The organism is Aerococcus sp. 150760013-2 (assembly GCF_053627715.1).
The window spans coordinates 25,670-46,401 of sequence record NZ_JBSEYI010000003.1 but is presented as its reverse complement, the minus strand read 5'-3'; the positions used below and the strand labels follow the sequence as shown (position 1 = coordinate 46,401).

Below are 20,732 nucleotides of genomic sequence, written 5' to 3'. Positions count from 1 at the left end.
CTGGAGACTCGAGCTCAACTTCACAGGGTGCGAGCGAACCCGACTAAGGGTGTAAGGCGCTATGTAAGCAATGTTAGCTAGTCTAATTGTAACCTTATGCAGCTTTCGACTTGCACTTACTTATCATTCAAAATAGTTTTCAAAGTGAGAGATCAAATCAATTAAAACAATTGGTTTGGTCTCTTTTTTATACAGCAAAAAAGCCGATGACCGCTATACTAGTCATCAGCTTCCTATGTTTCAATGTCGATTTTATTAGTTTTCGTCCAAGACACGTTTATGCTGTCTTGTCGCAAGTATACCTCATACGGTTAGTTGATGTTGGGGTTTAAGAATAGGGAAGAAGTCCTTTACAAACCTTCCTTAAAAATGGTATAATTAAATTTGCCGAAAGGCCTTGCGGCAAGGGTAGAGATGTGAACCGGGTCAGATGGGGAACCAAGCAGCTCTAAGCATTGTCTATCCTGTGCTGTAAGTTAGTATAAATTTAAACGGCTAAACGCCAAACGCCAAGTGTGTCCATTCACGCTTGGCGTTTTTTTATGGCCAATTTTAGAAAATTTGTATGCCGTACCCAAATAAGGCAACTGCAATCAGAAAGAGGATAACTGGCAAAATGCGTGTGATAAAAAAGTCCATCCAGCCCGCAATTCGTCTATAAATAGTCGTTAAGTGGCTTTTAAAGAATAGGGACATTAAAAATAAGCCGTACATAGGTAATACAAACAAGACAAAGGAATAAAAGGCCAGGAGTAACGTTGCTTGTAGATTGGTAATCGATATAGTTGCATAGTAACTTAATAAGGCTAAATATGGCGCTATTGAAGAGATTTCGGCTAGACAAGAGGCGATACCAAGCATGAATAATGCACCAGCTGATAAGTGCGTTTTTTCTGTTTGCGTTACGGATTTCTTTTGAACCTCGCCCTGACTTGCGGTAGGCTGGTCTTTTTTAAAAAAATAGTAGCTTAAATCAGCTACTATTAAAATGCTGGCTGCGATTGCTAGATAGTGCCAAGTATATGGGTGGTGATGGTTTACCCAATTGAAGGCTTGGAAAATCCAATCAGAGAAACCAAAGTAGAAGGCTAAACCGATTAAAAAGTTTCCCAGACCAATGGGGAAGATAAAATACAAAATATGATATGGGGATTTAATTTTAGATTGTAGAATGAATTGCTGGGTGAGCGCAAAGGGATTAATGCTATCGATTAAGCCAGCAATTAAGCCAGCAATTAAGGTCGTTGTAAAGACTACAAACATGATTTTCCTCCTAAAAAAACCGGATAGACATCCAAGCAGCACACCTTCAATTTGAAGGGCCTATGTGCACTAGAATACCTATCCGGCGATAGTTGTTTTTATTTATGAGTCACTATCCTATCAAAACGGGGATAGGTTGGCAAGGGTAGTTTACTGTAGATAGTTAAAGAGATTTCTTGGAATAGTTTCTTTAAAATGCAAGTTCATCTCCACAACGTTCCGGGTTTCACCATCACCACTCGGCTTTTCAAGTTGGGTAATCGTCGAAACATCAGGTGTCACTTCACCCAAATAATAAAACTCGGTTCCTTCATCATCGTCCTTTTTAATGAACATATGAATTTGCCAGTCGTCCGCATCCTGTAATATTTTCACTTCAGGAGAAGCCAGTGTCCTCGGCGCTTTCGTGAACCAAGTCATCGTCTGTGGGTCTAACAAGGCATCTTCATAAGCGACTTGGGCACCAGTAAAGTCGTCGCCTTTATCCAGTGTCACAAAAATTGTAAAAATTTTCCGTTCCTTATCCTGAGTATAGCCTCCGATATTTTGGTCCACCAATTGCGTTTCCCATTTTAGCAGACGTAGGGCGTCACGACGGCCGTATTTTTGGTACAAGGTTAAATCTGACGATTTGTCATAACCGTCATTTAATAAGGTGGCCGTAGTGATTAAGTCATTTAAATGATGCAAAAAGGTCGAATTTTTCTTTGCTGACTGGAAGCCAGGGCTTAAGCTAATCCCCTCGTCTACTATGGTCACGACTTGCCCCGGTTGGTAAGTTTTCTTTGAACTACCGGCGTAATAATCGGTGGACAAGGTTCGCACCACTGACTGCACAGTAATAGGGTCATGGCTTAAGTCATGTTTGGTCAAAATGGTTTGAATCTTGGCCAAGCTTAAAGTATCTACACTTTCTTTAGCGAGCTCGCTCAATAAGACTAGTTCATGCGCTCGTTTGCCTGGTAAGATTTCTCGCGATAAAAACTTCAAGATATCATTGGCTGCTTTAGAAAGTGTACTGTCACTTTCCTTAATACTGGCCAAGAAAGCATGGTAATTGTCCTTTTTATTGGCTAATAGACAAGGGTCGAAACTGTTGGTTGCTTCAAAATCAATCAACAGTGGCACGCGCCCCAGTTCATTTTTCAAGCCTAGGTAAGCTTCTTTCAATTCTTTCATTGAGTCTAGTTTCACAGCATTTATAGAATCAAAGATCCGCTCTTTAGCGATGCTTTCGAAATTGATATTGGATAAACCGGAAATAAAGTTGGTGTTGACGGCCGTTTTCCGCATGGCATCCTTACTACGGTTTGAATTACCAGACAGGGCAACGGGGATCAAGTAGTTGTTCTTGTAGTTGCCGATGAAGTCGATGATATTCACGAATTCCTTACCATCATGCTTACGAAGCCCACGCCCCATTTGTTGGACGAAGATGATGCTGGATTGGGTGTTACGCAACATGACCACCTGGTTGATTTCCGGAATATCAATCCCTTCATTAAAAATATCCACTGTAAAAATATAGTCTAAGAGACCTGAAGTTAACCGATTGACTTGCTTGGTTCGCACTTCTTGGCTGTCGCTACCAGATAGGGCGACAGTTTTATAACCACGGGCGTTGAATTTGTCGGATAGGGACTTGGCTTCCTCGTTACGGCTACAGAAGACCAGACCTTTGACCTTGTCTTTATCTAAACCATAGTAGGTCAACTTGTCCATAACATAATCGACTCGTTCATCTAGGATTAGGTTTTTCAATTGGGTGGTTTCAGAAATCAATTCGCCGTCTTTTTCGTAGTCGGTCACCCCAAAGTAATGGAAGGGGGCTAGTAAATCAGCTTCAAGAGCATCTTGCAGGCGGATTTCATAGGCGATATTGTAGTCAAAGAGTTCATATAAATTATAGCCATCTGTACGCTCAGGTGTAGCCGTTAAACCAAGTAGGAATTTGGGTTTAAAGTAGTCAAAAATCCGCTGGTAAGACGCTGATCCAGCCCGGTGGACTTCATCTACTAAGATATAATCGAATTCTTCTGGGTCAAATTGGTGTAAATGTTGGTCGCGGGTAATGGTCTGTTGAGTGGCGAAAATATACTTGGCTTGGCTATCCTTTTTATTACCTGTATAAAAGCCAAATAAATCATCTGGTTCTGTATGCATCACCCTTTTAAAAGAGGCCATTGCGGAATGTAAGATTTGTTCCCTGTGGACGATAAAAAGGACTTTTTCGGGTTTGGTTTCTAACACATCAAAAGCCGCTAGGTAGGTTTTACCAGTCCCGGTAGCCGCGATTACTAAGCCACGGTCGGCGCCATTTTGCCGTAATTCAATAAGACTATCTAAGGCTGGCTGTTGCATCTTATTAGGCACGATAAAGTTCTTTGCTGGGTCCAGTAAGATACTAGTATCACGGTATTTAGGCGGTTGGAAGGATTTGGCATATGCTTCAATCCAGTCTTCAGTTAAAGGCTGCGCACTCGCCCATTCCTTGTCTAAATGGGCCTGCATTTGATGGATAATGGCCCCGTGGTGGTAGGTTGTCAGTTTAACGTTCCACTCGTAATTGGTTTTCAAGGCATGGTTGGTCAAGTTTGACGACCCAATAATAAAGGAAGCGTGGTCCTTGTGTTCAAATAAATACCCTTTAGCGTGAAAAGCTTCTTTGTCAGAAATGCGGATTTCCAAATTAGGAACTTTCAGCAAGGCCTTGAAAATATCTGGTGAGTTAAAGTCCAAATAGTTCGAGGTGATTAACCGACCTTTTATCCCTCGTTGGTGTAAATCAAAGAGGTGGGTTTTCAGCGTATTGAGACCGCTCTCCGTCACAAATGCCACAGAAAATGTAAAAGTTTCGCTGGTATCCAATTCTTCCTGCAAGGTATTTAATAGGAAGATATTCTCATCAGGTTGATTAATAATCAACTCAGGGTCATACTGGGCATGCCCCAACTGCCGTTGATCAATAAAAGCATGCCGCAAAGATTGTGCTAATAAATCCATATATACCTCCAAAAAATCCTAAAATTCAGTCTACAAATCAATCTATAGCGTCATTTGTGATAACTTATCTACAGCAGGCAGGTCCGCTGGCGCCCAGTCTAAAGACTTCAATTCGCTAGGCTTCAACCACTTGATGGCCTTATGTTCCGTCAAGAAGGGCTCACCTTGCTCAAGCTGGCAGATAATTGTTGTGAGATGAACGCGTCCGAAATCATATTCGTAGGCTGATGTATCAAATATCTCTGGGGATACTTGAACCTGGATCTTTAACTCCTCTTCCAATTCACGTTTCAGGGCTCCTTGCGCAGTTTCGCCAGCTTCTATCTTCCCACCAGGAAACTCCCACAAGTAGGCTAAAGACTTCGCGCCCCCGCGTTGGGCACATAAAATTCGCTGGTCTTTAATCAAAATCGCCCCAACAACATAAATATCTTTCATCCATATCACCTTTCAATCGTTTTTTTACTATCATTAAAATCGGGTTGGACAAACCATAGATGACTGCGTTTCAGTTTAGGTTGTGCTGACATTGTCAGCCACTGCCCTAAACTTCCAACGTTCATCTGTTAACGGTTTGTCTCGCACCTAGAATATATAGATCATTTTACCGGACCCTCATTAAATAAGAAAGATCATAAGCTGCTTTACTTATCAATTGTCCGCAAATGGTTTATGATGTAAGGGACGAACACATATACAAAAGGAGTGGATTGGATGAAAGCATGGATACTCAATCAAGCAGGTGGCCCAGAGAATTTTGAACTGCAAGAAATCGACAGGCCGATGGCACAAGCGGGTGAGGCTCTAGTCAAGGTCAAGGCAATTGGGCTTAACCGCCATGATGTCATGTCGAGGAACAGTTTGAAGCCGGATGCCAGCCTTGAAGACCGGGTGATGGGGATTGAGATTGCTGGTGAAGTGGTAGATATTCATACAGACGGGACGGAATCCAGTCATGTTGCTATTGGCGACCACGTAGCGGGGATTATTACCCACGGCGCATATGCCGAATACGCCCGCATCCCCCTAAGTCGTGCCATGGTTTTCCCTAAAGACACGCCTTTTACTACCGCTGCCGCCATTCCAGAAGCCTTCATGACCGCCTACCAGACTATGTATTGGATCGGCGACTTGCATCAAGGTGAACGGATCCTTGTTCATGCAGCGGGTTCTAGCGTTGGGACTGCAGCTATCCAATTGGCCAACCACCTGTCGCAGGTAGAAATCTTTGCCACCGCAGGCCGTCAAGATAAATTAGACCTAGCTAAAGAATTAGGCGCCCAGACCACCATTAATTATAAGGAAGAAAATTTCGCCGACGTGATTTCTGAAGCCACTGACAAGAGGGGAGTCGATGTCATTCTAGATTTCATTGGGGCGTCCTATGCTAATAAAAATGCGTCAGCTATCGGCCAAGACGGCCGCTGGGTTTTAATCGGTGTTCTTGGGAGCACAGAGGTTCCGGACTTTGATATGGGGCAATTGCTCTTTAAGCGGGTGAAACTCCAAGGGACCTTGCTGTCAACACGCTCAGACGACTACAAGGCGCGCCTAGTAGCAGACGTCAATAAAGAAGTCGTGCCTTTAATTGCAGACGGTACTATTCAACCAGTGATTGACACTGTCATGGCTTTTGACCGCTTGCCAGAGGCCCATGAATATATGGAAGACAATAAAAACTTAGGTAAAATCATCATCAGCTTGGAAGACTAAAGTTTCGTGATTTTATTGAGGGGAGTGATTTAGGGTGTTTGCCAGCAATCGGGGCAAATGCCCTTTTTCATTAGAAATATATGAGAGTTCAGATTGCTTTATTTGTCAGTTTTGATACAATGGGGTTAATATTTATCATTATTTTTTAATGAATTAAAAGGAGCTGACAGGTATGGAAGAGTCGAAGATGCAGGAGATTGCGCAGTATTTGTATGATGCGGAGAAGAATAAGACGGCGATTGATAATGTGACGGAGGTGTTTAATGTTTCCTTCGATGAGCAAGAAGCCTATGATATCCAAGATTTGGTCGTAGCTTTGAAGAAAGAAACAGACGGGAAGACGGCGGCCTATAAGATTGGTTTGACGTCACCGGCTAAGATTAAACAGTTGAATATTGATCAGCCAGTTTATGCCCACATTTTTGAGTATATGATTTCTTATGACGGCGAACCTTTGTCGATGGAACGGTTTATCCACCCCCGTATTGAGCCGGAAGTGACTATTGTCTTGAAGGAGGATATCTACCAAGAGAATGTAACTTTTGAAGAAGTCATGGATAAGATTGACTATGTCTATTCTTCTGTTGAGATAGTAGACTCTCGCTATCACGGTTTCCGTTTCTCCTTGGAAGATGTGGTTGCTGACAACACTTCTTGCCAGGGGGCAGTTTATTCAAATACCCACTTCAGCTTAGACCAAGTGGATATCTTGAACGAAAAAGCTGTTGTTTATATTAATGGTGAGAAGATTGATGAAGGGATTGGGAAGGATGTAGCCAACCATCCAGCCAATGCGGTGGTCTTCCTAGCCAACGCCTTGTATAAGCGGGGTGTGAAATTAGAGGCCGGCGTGCCAATTATGACCGGTGGCATGACCAAGGCGAACAAGATTGAAATTGGGGACAAGGTCGAAGTGAAATTCGATACCATGGACGACATTTCTTTTGAAGTAGTCGAATAAGCAGACTAAAGGCCAACTAATGGCAAAATAAAAACCAGCTAGTAGGGGACGAAAAGCGCCTAATCTAGCTGTTTTTTTGTGGTTGATTTTAGGAATTTAAACCCAATTTTGGTCCAGCTTATGGGCGCGTTTATGCTTTGGTGTTTACGCGCCTAAATGCGTTAGACGCGTCAATGCTCAGCGACTTTTCGCGCACCTAAAAAAGCAAGTTTCTTCTATATAATAGGGCAATTAAATGACACCTCTTATATAGAAGAAACTTGCTCAGGGATGATTGATATTTTAACTTATCTGGCTCATTTGATAGCTGCAATAATATTTTATTTAATGACTGCTGCTTCAACTTGTTTTGGGACCCGGTCTTGTTGGTCAGTGAATGGGATAAAGACATCGCGCGATGACGCCATAGCGTATTGGATGTTTTTCCCGTCTTCAGTGTATTCAACCACACGGTAGTATGGGTCATGGTAGAAGATAAAGCGGTAGTTGTTGGCTAGGGCTTCTGGCATCAATTCTTGTTTAGCTGAAATAGAATCCATTGGGTAATCGTCTAGACCACCGACCCAAAGTGGGTTTGTGTGAACGAATGTAAGTAGGATATCTGCCATATGTAGCATAGTTTCGCCAGCTTGTTCAAGACGTATAATGGTATGACCAGGACTGTGACCACCTGTCACTTCCATGGTAATCCCTTCAGCAATGGTAATGCTATCCGTAAAGGTTGCTACTTGTCCTTGGATGGCTTCCCAATTTTCTTTCGGATAAGTATTCTTAGTCCGTGCATTTGGATGTCTTACCGCATCCCACTCGAAATCAGAGATATAAATCGTAGCATTAGGGAAGGTTGATTGCCATTGATCGTCTTCAAAGTAAGTCAAACCGCTGGCGTGGTCGTTATGCATATGAGTCATCATCACAACGTCAATATCTTCAGGCGTAATCCCAAGCGTTTCAAAGTCTTCTTGGATACTACCTTCTTGTTGAAGCCCAACATTTCGTTTCCCTTTTTCATTGAATTTATCCAAGTTAAAGGATGCATCAATGATGTAGTTTTTCCCCTGGTATTGGATGACAATCGGGTCACAAACCTCAGTCACTTGGTTTTTATCATTATATGGATAGTAGCGACCCCAAAGTGCTCGTGGTACAGGACCGAAAATTGTCCCGCCGTCAGTGCCAATCATCGCGCCGTTCAACCAAGATAGGGTCATGTCGTGGAAAGTATATGTGTCAATCATAATAAAAATCTCCTTTATATGTATGCTTGGGTTTCTAAATACGAGTCATTTTTCAATTGTCAAAAGGGGTTTAGCCCTTAGCTGGTGTCACAGCCGATTAATATTTACCTTCGATAATCATGGATATTCCTTGGCCACCCCCGATACACAAGGTAGCTAGGCCATAAGTAGACTGCCGTTTGATCATTTCGTGGACCAGGGTGACTAAGATGCGGGCGCCGGATGCGCCAATCGGGTGACCCAAGGCGATGGCACCGCCGTTCACGTTGACCTTGTCCATATCTGCATCAAGATCTTGCAATACACACAAGGCTTGGGCAGCAAAAGCTTCGTTGGCTTCAATTAAATCGATGTCTTTTATAGTCAATTGGGCTTTATCCAGTGCTTTTCTGGTAGCTGGAATTGGACCTGTTCCCATGATTGAAGGGTCAACGCCGGCGCTTGCGAAGGCTTTAATGGTAGCTAAAGGTTTAGCGCCAATCGCTTCGGCTTTTTCCTTGGACATTAAAACGATGGCTGCAGCCCCGTCGTTAATATCTGAAGAGTTGGCTGCTGTAACAGATCCACCATCACGCTTGAAGGCTGGTCTTAATTTAGCTAAAGATTCTTGGGTAACACCAGCTCTTGGATATTCATCCGCTTCGATTTGGATATCGTCGCCGCGTCTTTGCGGAACGGCAACGGGTGTAATTTCATCTTGGAATTTGTTGTTATTGATGGCAGCTTCCGCCTTTTGTTGGCTGGAAGCGGCTAGGGCATCTTGATCTTCTCTAGTGAATCCATATTTTTCAACAATGTTTTCTGCGGTAATCCCCATATGGTAGTTGTTGAAGGCGTCGGTTAAACCGTCTTTAATCATGGTGTCGACCACTTTCTGGTCGCCCATTCGCATACCCCAACGTGCATCTTCAACAATGTAAGGCGCTTGGCTCATATTTTCGGTCCCGCCAGCAACCACGACGTCCGATTCGCCCACCATAATACTTTGCGCGCCAAGGGCGACAGCTTTCAAACCTGAACCGCAAACCTTGTTGACAGCGAAGGCTGGTTTTTCTACAGGTATTCCGGCAGCGACTGCAACTTGGCGGGCAACGTTTTGACCTAAACCTGCGCTTAAGACGTTACCGAAGATGACCTCATCTACTAGGGTTGGATCAATGTTGGCCTTAGCCATGGCTCCTTGAACGGCTACCTTACCTAAGTCAACAGCGGAAACATTTTTAAATACGCCACCGAATGATCCGATGGGGGTTCTTTGTGCAGCTACGATTACGACATCTTGCATTTGAAAAACTCCTTTCGAGGGTTAAGTTGAGGTGAGACAAAAGTCGCTTAGAATATACGCGCTAGACCAAGAGTAGAACTATTACTGTAGGTAATTAAGGTATTTTGGAAAGCGTCGGATAATTTTGACTTTTGGAACCAGATATTGTGAGTCATATTAATCAAATTCACTTAAAAGCCGATCATCAGAAACAAAAAAAGACTGCAAACCATTTATGCGGCCCGCAGTCTTACTAGCTAAGAGCCCGCATTCACGAGAAATAGGACTCTTCCATATGTTGGAACAATCCTAGTTAGCTAATAATAATAATAAAGATGTATGTGTCTGGTGATCAGTAGAGGTCATTGACCAAGAGGTGTTGGTCATATTTGTAAAATCTGTATGCATTGCCATATTGGTCTCACTCCTTTGATTTAAGTTAGTGCTATATTATCATCATATTTTCATTTTAACAAGTCTTTCCCACATTTATTTTTAATCTAATCCTATATTTGAAATATCAACATAGGGTATCCTTATATGTATCAAGGGATTTGGTCAATTGTAATATTTTTGTAAATGAGAAAACGGTGAGCTTTATGAGGGTGAGCTGGACCATTTTGTCAGCTGAAAACGAGTTGAAAACAAAAATTGTACATCTTGAAAGATGCTTATTTTGACATAATATGCCCCTAAATTTGACCAAAAGATGTCATTTCCTTCATAGAAGGCTAGAAAAAGTTGGTCAACCATTTTTCCAGAGATCCCCAGGACAATATCAAAAGGATTCGTTGGCAAATACTTTCTCTTGTTGCTTTTAATAAAATGTGATGGTAAGGTGACACCAATCAAAAAAACTCATAAAGTTTTAATAAAAAGTATCCATATTGGAGGAATGCATCATGGCACTAGAAAATGTAGATTTTGGAAACATCAATGAAATTCCCTACCGTCCATTACGCCCTGGAATCGATCAAGCCGTGTTCGCCATGTCAGGTGACGGCGTCAATGTAACAGTTAACCGAGTAGAGAATGGCAACGACTTACGCCCACATACGCATGATGACCACCAACAAATCGCCTGGATATTACAAGGTGAATGTGACTATTACGTTGACGGTGAGCCGTTCCGCATGAAGGCAGGCTCATGGGTAGTCGTGCCGAAGGGTGTTGAACATTATATTCATGTGTACGATTCACCAGAAACAGTGGTGAATGTGGATATTTTCGCCCCAGCGCGTGAAGACTACAACGAAGCTTACAGCCAATTCTTGAAAGAACAAGGCTACCAAGGCTTTAACATAATTGACTAATTAAAAGTAGAGACATTAGGACTGACTTGAATAGGACTAAAGACGGGAAAAGGATGATATAAATGGAAATGCGCAACCTTGTAAAAGAAAAAATTGCTGAAAAAGGCTATGCTATCGGTGCTTTTGTGGCATCAAGCTCTTCGTTAAATACGGAAATTTTAGGGGTCAATGGCTTCGACTTTGCTATGATTGACTTCGAACATGCTCAAACAAGCTTAGAAACAGCCTTAGATATGGTGCGTGCAGCCGAATTATACGGTACTGCCCCATATGCCCGTGTTTACAACCCCGAAGATGGTCCAATGATGGGGCGAATGTTGGATATCGGTTTACATGGATTGATGATTCCAATGGTCAATACCAAAGCACAAGCGGAATTCGTGATTCAAAACACTAAAATGCCTCCAATCGGGATCCGCGGTAAAGGGATTGGGCGTGGACCACTTTGGGGTGCCTATGAAAACTACAACAAGGGTGAAGTAGACGAAAAATCGATGGTTATCGTCCAATGTGAAACCCCAGAAGCAGTTGAAAACGTTGAAGAGATCGTGAGTGTTGAAGGAATTGACTGTGTGTACATCGGTCGTCTTGACCTAGCGCATGCCATGGGTGTTGAAGACCCATCAACAAGTCCAGAACTTGAAGCCAATATTCAAAAAGTCCTTAAAGCATGTAAAGAAGCAGGTAAAATTCCAGGCATCTTTACAGCTAATGCACAAGATGCAATCAACCGAATTGAACAAGGATTCCAATTCGTCACGGTATTGAACGACTTGGCCTTCTTTCGTCAAGCAACCAAAGCAAGAATTGATGACGTTCGAAAAGGGGTAGAAGGAGATAAATACCAAGTAGATGATGCGGTATTTTTAAAATAACAGCTATTTGGTATAGTTGATAAAAAAACAAGGTAAGCCATATTTTCTTTAAAGGGCTTACCTTGTTTTTGCTTTTATAAGTTTTCTAATTTCGTTGCAGCTTCTTCCCAAGCGGTCATCACTTGGTCTAAGGCTTTTTCTGCTTCTTGAAGGGATTGATTTAATTCGTTTAATTTCTCAAAATCATCAAGAAATTCAGGTTTTGTCATATCCAATTGGATTTCTTCAATTTTTCCTTCTAAATCAGCCATTACCTCTTCATGTTGGGTAATTTCACGCTGTAATTTTCGTTGTTCTCTTTGTTTCTCTTTAGATAGTTGAAAAGCCTGTTTCGTCTCGGAGGTGGGTTGAGTAGTTGTTTTTTCTACCTTTTCATCGTTGCTTTCAGCTGCTAGTAAAGCAAGACGTTCTTCTTCTGACGCTTTTTTAGCCACATAATAATCATAGTCACCAAGATAAAGCGTGGAACCATCAGGATTAATTTCTAAAACAGAGGTAGCAATCCGGTTGATGAAGTACCTATCATGGCTGACAAATAATAGGGTACCATCATATTCGATCAAGGCATTCTCTAATACTTCTTTAGAATCAATATCCAAATGGTTGGTTGGTTCATCGAGAATCAGGAAATTATCATGTTCCAAAGCGAGTTTCGCCAATTCAAGTCGGGCTTTTTCCCCACCAGAAAGTGTTGCTACAGACTTGGTCACATCATTTCCAGTAAATAAGAAGGAGCCAAGAATAGTGCGAACATCTCGTTCCATCATGGATGGATGTTCATCCCATAACTCATGAAGTACATCTTTTTTTGAATTTAAATTGCCTAATTCTTGGTCATAGTAACCAATCTGTAAGTGAGCGCCATATTCGATAGTGCCGCGTATAGCTGGAATTTGTTTAATAATTGTCTTGAGTAAGGTTGATTTACCTACACCATTTGGTCCAACAATTGCAATTGCTTCCTGTTTGCGTAGCTGGAATGAGATAGGTTCAGCCAAAACTTTATCTGGACTATACCCGACGGCTAACTTATTGGTTTGTAAAACATCATTCCCAGAACTTTCAGCAACGGAGAACTGAATGCGTGCGGATTTTTCATCGTTTAATGGCTTTTCAATTTTGGTCATTTTCTCTAATTGCTTACGACGTGACTGTGCCATTTTTGTCGTTGAGGCGCGCACAATATTACGTGCTACATAGTCTTCTAATTTGGCGATCTCTTCTTGTTGCTTTTCGTAAGCTTTCATTTGCATGGTGAGACGCTGTGCCCGTTCTTTCAGGTAGAATGAATAATTCCCTTTATAATAATGGATACCTTGGTGCGCCATTTCATAAGTCTCATTGGTAACGGCATCTAAAAAATACCGGTCATGGGATACGATCAATAAGGCACCAGGATACTTTGGTAGATAGTTTTCAAGCCAAGTCAAAGTCTCGATATCTAGGTGGTTAGTTGGCTCATCTAGAATGAGTAAATCTTTCTTCTCGAGTAGGATTTTCGCTAAAGCAAGACGCGTTCGTTGACCTCCAGAAAGTGTTGAAATCTTACGGCTATAGTCTTCGTCAAAAAATTGGAAACCGTGTAATACCATGCGGATTTCAGATTCATATCCGTACGCATTAAAGCGAATCAAGTCTTCTTGAAGTTTGTCATAGCGATTGAGCGCAACTTCATATGCCTCTGTATCTTGCATAAGTTCTTCATCTGCTAAGGCAAGAGCCGCGATTTCTGATTCCTTTATTAATTTAATTACAGGTTCAAATACGGAAACCATTTCTTCATAAATTGTTCGATCACCAGAGACGGCTGTGTGTTGGTCCATATAGGCGATGGTTGTTCCTTTAGTTAAGGAAACTTGACCGTCATCAGGTGCTTGAATGTTGGCCAACATTTTCAATAATGTTGACTTACCGGCACCATTACGGCCAACTAGCGCGATGCGACTGTTGTGTTGGATTGTCATTTGTACGTTTTCAAAAATAACTTCTACGCCATAGCGTCTAGCTAGATTTGAACCTTGTAATATGATCATAGTAGGCATGATCCTTTCATTAGATAGTCTTATTATTTTACCACAAAAAAATTTGAGTAATCACTGGAAACATTTTATAAAAAATTGCATTATTTAACATATACTAAAAATCACGAATGAAACACCCTTGTGTTATTTTCACAAACTTGTTATACTGTTTAAGAAATTATTTTCTAAATTAGAAAGAGGACTGAACATGCGTAAAATACCCAAAGCAACCGCCAAAAGATTACCGCTCTACCACCGTTACCTACGTGTATTTAAAAATATGGGGAAAACACGTGTTTCTTCTACAGAATTAAGTGAAGCAGTGAAAGTTGAAAGTGCAACGATTAGACGTGACTTTTCATACTTTGGTGCCTTAGGTAAACGAGGGTATGGCTATGATATTGATGCTTTATTAGACTTCTTTGGTAAGACACTAAGCCAAGATCGTTTAACAACAGTTGCATTAGTTGGTGTAGGTAATCTTGGTAATGCCTTATTGAACTATAACTTTAAAAAGTCAAACAACATACGAATTGGTGCTGCTTTTGATATCAATCAGGATATCATTGGTACGGTCCACAATGGTGTGCCTGTTTATGATATGAAGGATTTGACGCAACAATTAAAATTAATGGATATAGAAGTGGTCATCCTCTCGGTACCTGAAGCAGTTGCTCAAGATATGATACCATCGTTAGAACAAGCAGGTATCAAAGGCATCTTGAACTTTACGCCAGTGAGATTAGATGTACCGGATAGTATCCGGGTGCAGGATGTAGACTTCACGAACGAACTGCAAACCTTAATCTACTTCATCTCAACAAATTCATAATATATGTGCTACCTATACGCTAGCAAGCGAATAAGCCGAGATCTTTAGTCTCGGCCTTTTTTTAACTTAATTGCAGGGAAAGTTTGTTGAATTTCACATATGAAACCTTAAATTTTTTGCAATTTTTACTAAATTACAATAATTAAAAAGATTATGATTTCGATTTAAATTGGCGTAGTACGTTTAGCGTCTTTAGCAAGTCAACTATTTCATACGCTGCAACAGCTAGCGCTAAGTATACTGTCCAATTCCATCCAGAACCTTCCACACTGCCGATGGCGAAGGTAACGGCTAGGAAAATAAATACTAGTTTGAATAGTAATAAAAATATTACTGGTCCTTTTAACATAAAAAAACTGACATTCCTCTCTTATATAACACATTTTGACTTTTATCAAAATTTACCACATTCTTCAACTACTAAAAATAACTTAAATTCCGCATAAAATCAAGGTTTTCGACTTATAAGGAAAAATAGGTCAAAAAAAGTCAATCTTTCTCTTGCAATTCATATTTGATTGTTTTAAGATAAGAAATGTAGAGGTTAGCAGTCAGACATAGAGAGTGCTAATCTCTAAAATAACCAAGTAATTTAGCTTGGGTTTGACAGATATTTTATATAAATGGAGGGACATGTAAATGATTAAACCATTAAACGGACGCGCAGTTGTGAGAGTTGAAGAGGCTAAAGAGCAAACAGTTTCAGGTATCGTATTACCGTCAGCTGCTAAAGAGAAACAACAAGTAGGTGTTGTTGAAGCAGTTGCTGAGAATACGGAAGATTTCACATCACAATTGAAAGAAGGCGACCGCGTTCTATTTGAAAAATATGCAGGTTCAACATTTGAATATGATGGTCAAGAATTATTAATTATTAAAGAAAGCGATATTATCGCAATTGTAGATTAGTCAATTTATCAATATTTACAGATTAATAACAATATGAAATTTTATGAGGTGAATGAATAAATGGCAAAAGATATTAAATTTTCAGAAGATGCACGTCAATCAATGGTTCGTGGGATTGATATATTAGCTGATACGGTGAAAGTAACTTTAGGACCAAAAGGTCGTAATGTTGTTTTAGACCAAAGTTATGGTTCACCGCTAATCACTAACGATGGTGTAACCATCGCTAAAGAAATTGAATTAGAAGATAAATTTGAAGATATGGGTGCAAAACTAGTTGCTGAAGTAGCTTCAAAAACAAATGATATTGCCGGTGACGGTACAACAACTGCCACTGTTCTAACTCAAGCAATTGTAACTGAAGGTATGAAAAACGTTACTGCTGGTGCTAACCCAGTAGGTGTTCGTCGCGGGATTGACAAAGCAATTCGCGTAGCGTCAGATCGGTTATCTGAAATTTCAGTTCCTGTAGATTCTAAAGGCGCAATCGCTAACGTTGCATCAATTTCATCAGGCGACAGCGAAGTTGGTGACTTAATTGCAGAAGCAATGGAAAAAGTTGGCCAAGATGGCGTCATCACTATTGAAGAATCTCAATCAATTGATACCTCTCTAGATGTTGTTGAAGGCATGCAATTTGACCGCGGTTACCTATCTCAATATATGGTAACTGACAATGACAAGATGGAAGCCGTTTTAGAAAATCCTTATATTCTATTAACAGACAAAAAGATTTCTAATATCCAAGACATCTTGCCAGTTTTAGAACAAGTTGTTCAAGAAGGTCGTGCATTGTTATTAGTGGCTGATGATATTGATGGTGAAGCATTACCTACATTAGTCTTGAATAAAATCCGTGGTACTTTCAACGTCGTTGGAGTAAAAGCACCAGCCTTTGGTGACCGTCGTAAAGCAATGTTAGAAGATTTATCTATCCTAACAGGTGGTCAAGTAATTACTGAAGATTTAGGACTTGAATTAAAAGATACGACAATTGATCAATTAGGTTCTGCTAACCGCGTTGTAATCACAAAAGATGAAACAACTATTGTTGAGGGTGCGGGCGATAAAGAGCAATTAGCACAACGTGTTGCCCAAATCCGTAGTCAAATTGAAGAAACAACTTCTGAATATGACCGTGAGAAATTATTAGAACGCTTAGCTAAATTAGCTGGTGGTGTAGCTGTTGTTAAAGTTGGTGCAGCTACTGAATCAGAATTAAAAGAACGTAAATTACGTATCGAAGATGCTTTAAACGCAACACGTGCGGCTGTTGACCAAGGTATCGTAGCTGGTGGTGGTACTGCCTTTATCAATGCTAAAAAAGCAGTTGCTGAATTAGCTGAAACATTAGCTGGTGATGAACAAACTGGTGCACAAATCGTCTTACGTGCTTTAGAAGCTCCAGTACGTCAAATCGCTGAGAATGCTGGTTTAGAAGGTTCTGTAATTGTTGAGAAATTGAAAGAGCAAGCAGAAGGTGTCGGATTTAATGCAGCAACTTCTGAATGGGTAAACATGATTGAAGAAGGTATTGTTGACCCAACAAAAGTATCTCGCTCAGCATTGCAAAATGCAGGTTCAGTAGCTGGATTAATCTTATCTACTGAAGCAGCTGTTGCAAGCCAACCGCAACCTGAACCACAAATGCCAGCAATGGATCCAAGTGCAGGTATGTATTAATAAAAAAAGTTAAGTAGGTCTTTTATAAAGAAAACGACCAAAAAATCACGTGGGGATAAAAGTCAGTTATTGGCCGAACCCATTATAATAACGATTGATAGGAGGTGTGAAATCAAGTTCACATCTCCTATTTTTTTATAAACTTTGTTAATATGGGTAAACTCTTTCTATCATAAAGGCGTTTTCACTATAATGGGGTTATGAGTTGAAAAGGTAAGAGAGTTAGTAGCTGATTGAAGGGAGATTTACCATGTTGTTTACAGAAGATGCAGGTTATTATGCACAGCAAGTCAAGGAGCGGAAGGTTACGGTCTTGGCGTTAGTGGACCAAGCCTTGGCGAATATTGAAGCGTTGAATCCTAGATTGAATGCCATTGTATATGTGCAAGCAAGCACTGCACGAGCTCAAGCGAAAGAATACGATGGTTATTTAGATCAGTTAACGGAGGAGGAAATAGATAGCTTGCCTGATTTCTTCGGTGTCCCAACCCTGCTGAAAGATTTGGGGCAACATCAAGCAGGGCATCTTACAGCAAGTGGATCCAATTTAACGAAAGATACGACTATGCAGGTAACCGAGTATTTTGTTGAAAATATCGTTAGTGCTGGTTTTGTGATTATTGGTCGCACCAATGTACCAGAATTTGGTTTTAAAGGAATCAGTGATTCAAAAGCTTTTGGCCAAGTAAATAATCCAATTGATTTAAACCGCAATCCGGGTGGTTCTAGTGGTGGTGCGGCTGCTGCTTTAAAAGCAGGTATAGTGCCATTAGCCTTTGGATCAGATGGTGGTGGCTCTATTCGTATTCCGGCATCTTTTTCAGGCTTAATCGGGTTAAAGCCATCTAGAGGGCGAGTAACTGTTGGACCTGGATCATATCGCGGTTGGCAAGGGGCATCTATCAATTTTGCTTTAACGAAAAGTGTGGATGATACCTGGACTTTATTACGAAATCTTCAAGTAGAGCAGTTAGAGGCACCATTCATTATGCCTATAATAAATGAAACTAGCTTAAAACCTTTAAATAAACCTTTAAAGATTGGCTACCTGGACCAATTAAACCAAGCTTGGCCAATAAATGAGGATGCTAAAGAAGCCTTAAACCAAACGATACAAGTACTTAGAAAGCTAGGACATGAAGTTTTCAAAGTAACGGAACCTTTTGACAGAGCTGAAACCATGCGTAATTACTTTGTGATGAATAGTGTTGAAACAGCGGCTATGATGAAGGATATTGAACAAGCAAGCGGTCACCCAGTAACCTTTTCGGATGTTGAACCGTTAACCTGGGCCATCTACCGGGCGGGCTTAAAAGTACCGTCTTATCGCTATAGCCAATTACTAACCGAATGGGACAAGTGGACGGCTCAGTCTGAAGCAATGTTTGAAGAAGAGGTTGACCTGTTATTAACGCCAACAACTAATGGTCCAGCACCTATCCATGGCCAATTTTACCCAGATAATCTAAATGAAATAATCGAAAAGGAGAAACACTTTGATGATTATGAAATGGCCGACCAGCAAGGCATTATCTGGGAACATTTCGCCAAGAGTGTTGCCCATATGCCTTATACATCTTTAATTAACATGTTAGGTCAACCAGCTATTTCCTTACCCTTATATAAAAATACGGATCATTTGCCGGTGGGTATACAATTTGTTGCGCAAAAAGGAAATGATTATTTACTATTACAATTAGCCAAACAATTTGAAGACCAACAATTATTAGATACAGCTATTGTCAATTTGTAAAAACCTATCAGCCATTTAAATGCTATTCACGTAGAGCTAGTTACTATTTATCTAGCTCTTTTTATTTTTGTTAGCTTAGCTACCTTTATTTTTAAAAAATAAAAAACACTTGTTATTTTCTCATTATTTGTTAACATTCTCATTAACGAATACTAGAAAAGACAAAAATTTGTCAATGTATCAAAGGAGTGTATTACTATGGCCATCTGGTCTAATAAATTTCACGAGGAAATGTCACAAGATGCTTATCAATTCAACCAGTCTATCCAAGTAGATTATCGCTTGTTGGACGCTGACCTTCGTGGGTCAAAAGCCCATGCGGCCATGTTAGGTCACCAAGGGATTCTTGGTTTAGAGGAGTCGGACAGCTTGGTAACAGAGCTTGAGCAAATGCGTCAAGATTATGCGGATGGGACTTTAGCCGTTGATTTTACAACGGAAGATGTTCACTCTTTCATCGAGGCTGAGTTGACTAAACGTCTTGGCACAATTGGGAAGAAGGTCCATACTGGTCGGTCTCGTAATGACCAGGTAGCGACGGCTATGCGGATTTATGTGTTGGATGAATTGCAAGATTTTATCGAGAAAACCCAAGTAGCAATTGAGGCTATTTTGACAAAAGCAGAGGAACACTTGGATACGATTATGCCAGGCTACACCCACTTACAACGGGCGCAACCAATCACTTATGCCCACTATTTATTGGCTTATGCGCAGATGTTTAGCCGTGACTTATCGCGGTTTGCGGACCTTTCAGACCGGGTAGCGGACGATATGCCGCTGGGTGCGGGGGCCTTAGCGACGTCCACTTACCCAATTGACCCTTTCTATACAACTGGCCAGGTGGCAGGTTTCACAGCACCATATGTTAACTCAATCGATGCGGTATCCAACAACGATTATGCCATCGAATTCCTGTCAGATTTAGCCGTGATGTCCATGCACATGTCCCGTTACGCAGAAGAAACGATCATGTGGTCCAGCCAAGAATTCCGTTTCATCAGCCTGAAGGATTCATTCTCAACTGGTTCATCGATCATGCCTCAGAAGAAGAATGCGGATATCCATGAATTAATGCGTGGGAAAACGGGTCGGGTTTACGGCAACCTGATGAGTGTGTTAACGATCATGAAAGGCCTGCCGCTTGCTTACAATAAAGACTTGCAAGAAATTAAGGAACAGCTTTTTGACGGGATTGACCATGTAAAAGCAATGTTAACTCTGTTACCAGGTATGCTAGAAGCAACAATCGTCAATAAGGATGTGATGTATGCAGCATGTGGTACTGGCTTTTTAAATGCTACGGATTGTGCGGACTACTTGACCAACAAAGGGATGGCCTTTAGAGATGCCTACCAGGTATCCGGAGATTTAGTAGGTTATTGTACGGAAAACCGAAAGAGCTTGGAAGAATTAAGCTTAGCTGAGTACCAAGAATTCTCTGATTTATTTGATGCCGATATTTATGACGCCATCGATTTGAAGAATTGTGTTTACCGCCGGAATGTTGCTGGGGGGCCAGCGCCAGAAGCTGTGACTGCAGCAATCGTAAGGGTTCGAGCGAATATTTCCTAGGTTAAAAATTTTGTAAAAAGAATTTTACTTTTCCGGTTGACTTTCTATAAATTACCGATTAGAATAATTAAAAGAAAATGATAAAAACTTAAAAATAAATGATAGATGTTATTTTTTTATGAGAATTGAATATTAAATCATAGAAGCAAAGAGTAACAAGGGTACTGACTAAAGCGAGTAGACGATTGGTGGAAGGTCTATGGCAGGAGAATTGTGAACCGCATTGCTGAGATAATTGAGTGAAGTAAGTTAATCAGATATAAAAGTAGCTCAATTCGTTAGGCGCGTTAAGTCATCAAGCGTTGATGTATTTTTGTCAGCAGTAGAGT

The 20,732-nt window shown here is 40.8% G+C and carries 15 protein-coding genes, 1 other RNA gene and 1 other annotated feature (1 of these 17 cut by a window edge); of the genes, 10 read left to right on the top strand and 6 right to left on the bottom strand.

Annotation, left to right across the window (positions count from 1 at the left end; genetic code table 11):
• Positions 1 to 389 precede the first annotated feature (389 nt).
• An RNA gene (ffs, locus tag ACUW85_RS02185) (signal recognition particle sRNA small type) lies at positions 390 to 489 on the top strand.
• Between the two features lie 63 nt (positions 490 to 552).
• On the opposite strand, the gene ACUW85_RS02180 is transcribed toward ffs, so the two are convergent.
• The 3 genes from ACUW85_RS02180 to ACUW85_RS02170 all read right to left on the bottom strand — a co-directional run bounded on the left by ACUW85_RS02180 (position 553) and on the right by ACUW85_RS02170 (position 4,704).
• Positions 553 to 1,263, bottom strand: coding sequence for a GAP family protein (locus ACUW85_RS02180; RefSeq protein WP_182023213.1), 711 nt, complete (start codon positions 1,261 to 1,263; stop codon positions 553 to 555).
• 150 nt (positions 1,264 to 1,413) lie between these two features.
• Positions 1,414 to 4,266, bottom strand: a complete 2,853-nt coding sequence (locus ACUW85_RS02175; RefSeq protein WP_182023214.1) for a DEAD/DEAH box helicase — start codon at positions 4,264 to 4,266, stop codon at positions 1,414 to 1,416.
• Positions 4,267 to 4,308: 42 nt separating this feature from the next.
• Positions 4,309 to 4,704, bottom strand: a complete 396-nt coding sequence (locus ACUW85_RS02170; RefSeq protein WP_003143255.1) for a (deoxy)nucleoside triphosphate pyrophosphohydrolase — start codon at positions 4,702 to 4,704, stop codon at positions 4,309 to 4,311.
• Between the two features lie 276 nt (positions 4,705 to 4,980).
• Here ACUW85_RS02170 and ACUW85_RS02165 point away from each other — a divergent pair, with 276 nt between their 5' ends.
• Complete coding sequence (locus ACUW85_RS02165) at positions 4,981 to 5,979, top strand: NAD(P)H-quinone oxidoreductase (protein WP_182023215.1); 999 nt, start codon at positions 4,981 to 4,983, stop codon at positions 5,977 to 5,979.
• Between the two features lie 172 nt (positions 5,980 to 6,151).
• The gene (locus ACUW85_RS02160) at positions 6,152 to 6,940 is read left to right on the top strand and encodes a 2-keto-4-pentenoate hydratase (RefSeq protein ID WP_182023216.1); all 789 of its coding nucleotides are present in this window, start codon (positions 6,152 to 6,154) and stop codon (positions 6,938 to 6,940) included.
• Between the two features lie 320 nt (positions 6,941 to 7,260).
• Here ACUW85_RS02160 and ACUW85_RS02155 read toward each other — a convergent pair whose 3' ends face one another.
• Positions 7,261 to 8,178 carry an MBL fold metallo-hydrolase gene (locus ACUW85_RS02155; protein ID WP_182023217.1) on the bottom strand — a complete coding sequence of 306 codons (918 nt, stop codon included), beginning with the start codon at positions 8,176 to 8,178 and terminating at the stop codon, positions 7,261 to 7,263.
• 97 nt (positions 8,179 to 8,275) lie between these two features.
• Positions 8,276 to 9,463: an acetyl-CoA C-acetyltransferase gene (locus tag ACUW85_RS02150; protein ID WP_182023218.1), complete on the bottom strand. Its 1,188-nt coding sequence runs from the start codon at positions 9,461 to 9,463 to the stop codon at positions 8,276 to 8,278.
• Between the two features lie 881 nt (positions 9,464 to 10,344).
• Here ACUW85_RS02150 and ACUW85_RS02145 point away from each other — a divergent pair.
• Positions 10,345 to 10,755, top strand: coding sequence for a cupin domain-containing protein (locus ACUW85_RS02145; RefSeq protein WP_048729122.1), 411 nt, complete (start codon positions 10,345 to 10,347; stop codon positions 10,753 to 10,755).
• Positions 10,756 to 10,817: 62 nt separating this feature from the next.
• Positions 10,818 to 11,630, top strand: coding sequence for an HpcH/HpaI aldolase family protein (locus ACUW85_RS02140; protein ID WP_182023219.1), 813 nt, complete (start codon positions 10,818 to 10,820; stop codon positions 11,628 to 11,630).
• Positions 11,631 to 11,704: 74 nt separating this feature from the next.
• Here the strand turns inward: ACUW85_RS02140 and ACUW85_RS02135 are convergent, their stop codons facing one another.
• Positions 11,705 to 13,663 (bottom strand): ABC-F family ATP-binding cassette domain-containing protein, encoded by a 1,959-nt coding sequence (locus ACUW85_RS02135; RefSeq protein WP_182023220.1) that lies wholly within the window; start codon positions 13,661 to 13,663, stop codon positions 11,705 to 11,707.
• Between the two features lie 196 nt (positions 13,664 to 13,859).
• On the opposite strand from ACUW85_RS02135, the gene ACUW85_RS02130 reads away from it, so the two are divergent.
• The 5 genes from ACUW85_RS02130 to argH all read left to right on the top strand — a co-directional run bounded on the left by ACUW85_RS02130 (position 13,860) and on the right by argH (position 20,403).
• On the top strand, positions 13,860 to 14,483 hold the full coding sequence (locus tag ACUW85_RS02130; RefSeq protein ID WP_048729116.1) for a redox-sensing transcriptional repressor Rex: 624 nt from the start codon (positions 13,860 to 13,862) through the stop codon (positions 14,481 to 14,483).
• A gap of 639 nt (positions 14,484 to 15,122) precedes the next feature.
• Positions 15,123 to 15,392, top strand: coding sequence for a co-chaperone GroES (locus tag ACUW85_RS02125; protein ID WP_003143273.1), 270 nt, complete (start codon positions 15,123 to 15,125; stop codon positions 15,390 to 15,392).
• A gap of 60 nt (positions 15,393 to 15,452) precedes the next feature.
• Entirely contained in the window at positions 15,453 to 17,075 is a 1,623-nt protein-coding gene (groL, locus tag ACUW85_RS02120; RefSeq protein ID WP_026465223.1) for a chaperonin GroEL, read from the top strand.
• Positions 17,076 to 17,325: 250 nt separating this feature from the next.
• The gene (locus ACUW85_RS02115; protein WP_182023221.1) at positions 17,326 to 18,828 is read left to right on the top strand and encodes an amidase; all 1,503 of its coding nucleotides are present in this window, start codon (positions 17,326 to 17,328) and stop codon (positions 18,826 to 18,828) included.
• A 198-nt stretch (positions 18,829 to 19,026) separates the two neighbouring features.
• The gene (gene argH, locus ACUW85_RS02110) at positions 19,027 to 20,403 is read left to right on the top strand and encodes an argininosuccinate lyase (protein ID WP_182023222.1); all 1,377 of its coding nucleotides are present in this window, start codon (positions 19,027 to 19,029) and stop codon (positions 20,401 to 20,403) included.
• Between the two features lie 131 nt (positions 20,404 to 20,534).
• Positions 20,535 to 20,732: a binding site (T-box leader), on the top strand; it runs 28 nt beyond the window's last position.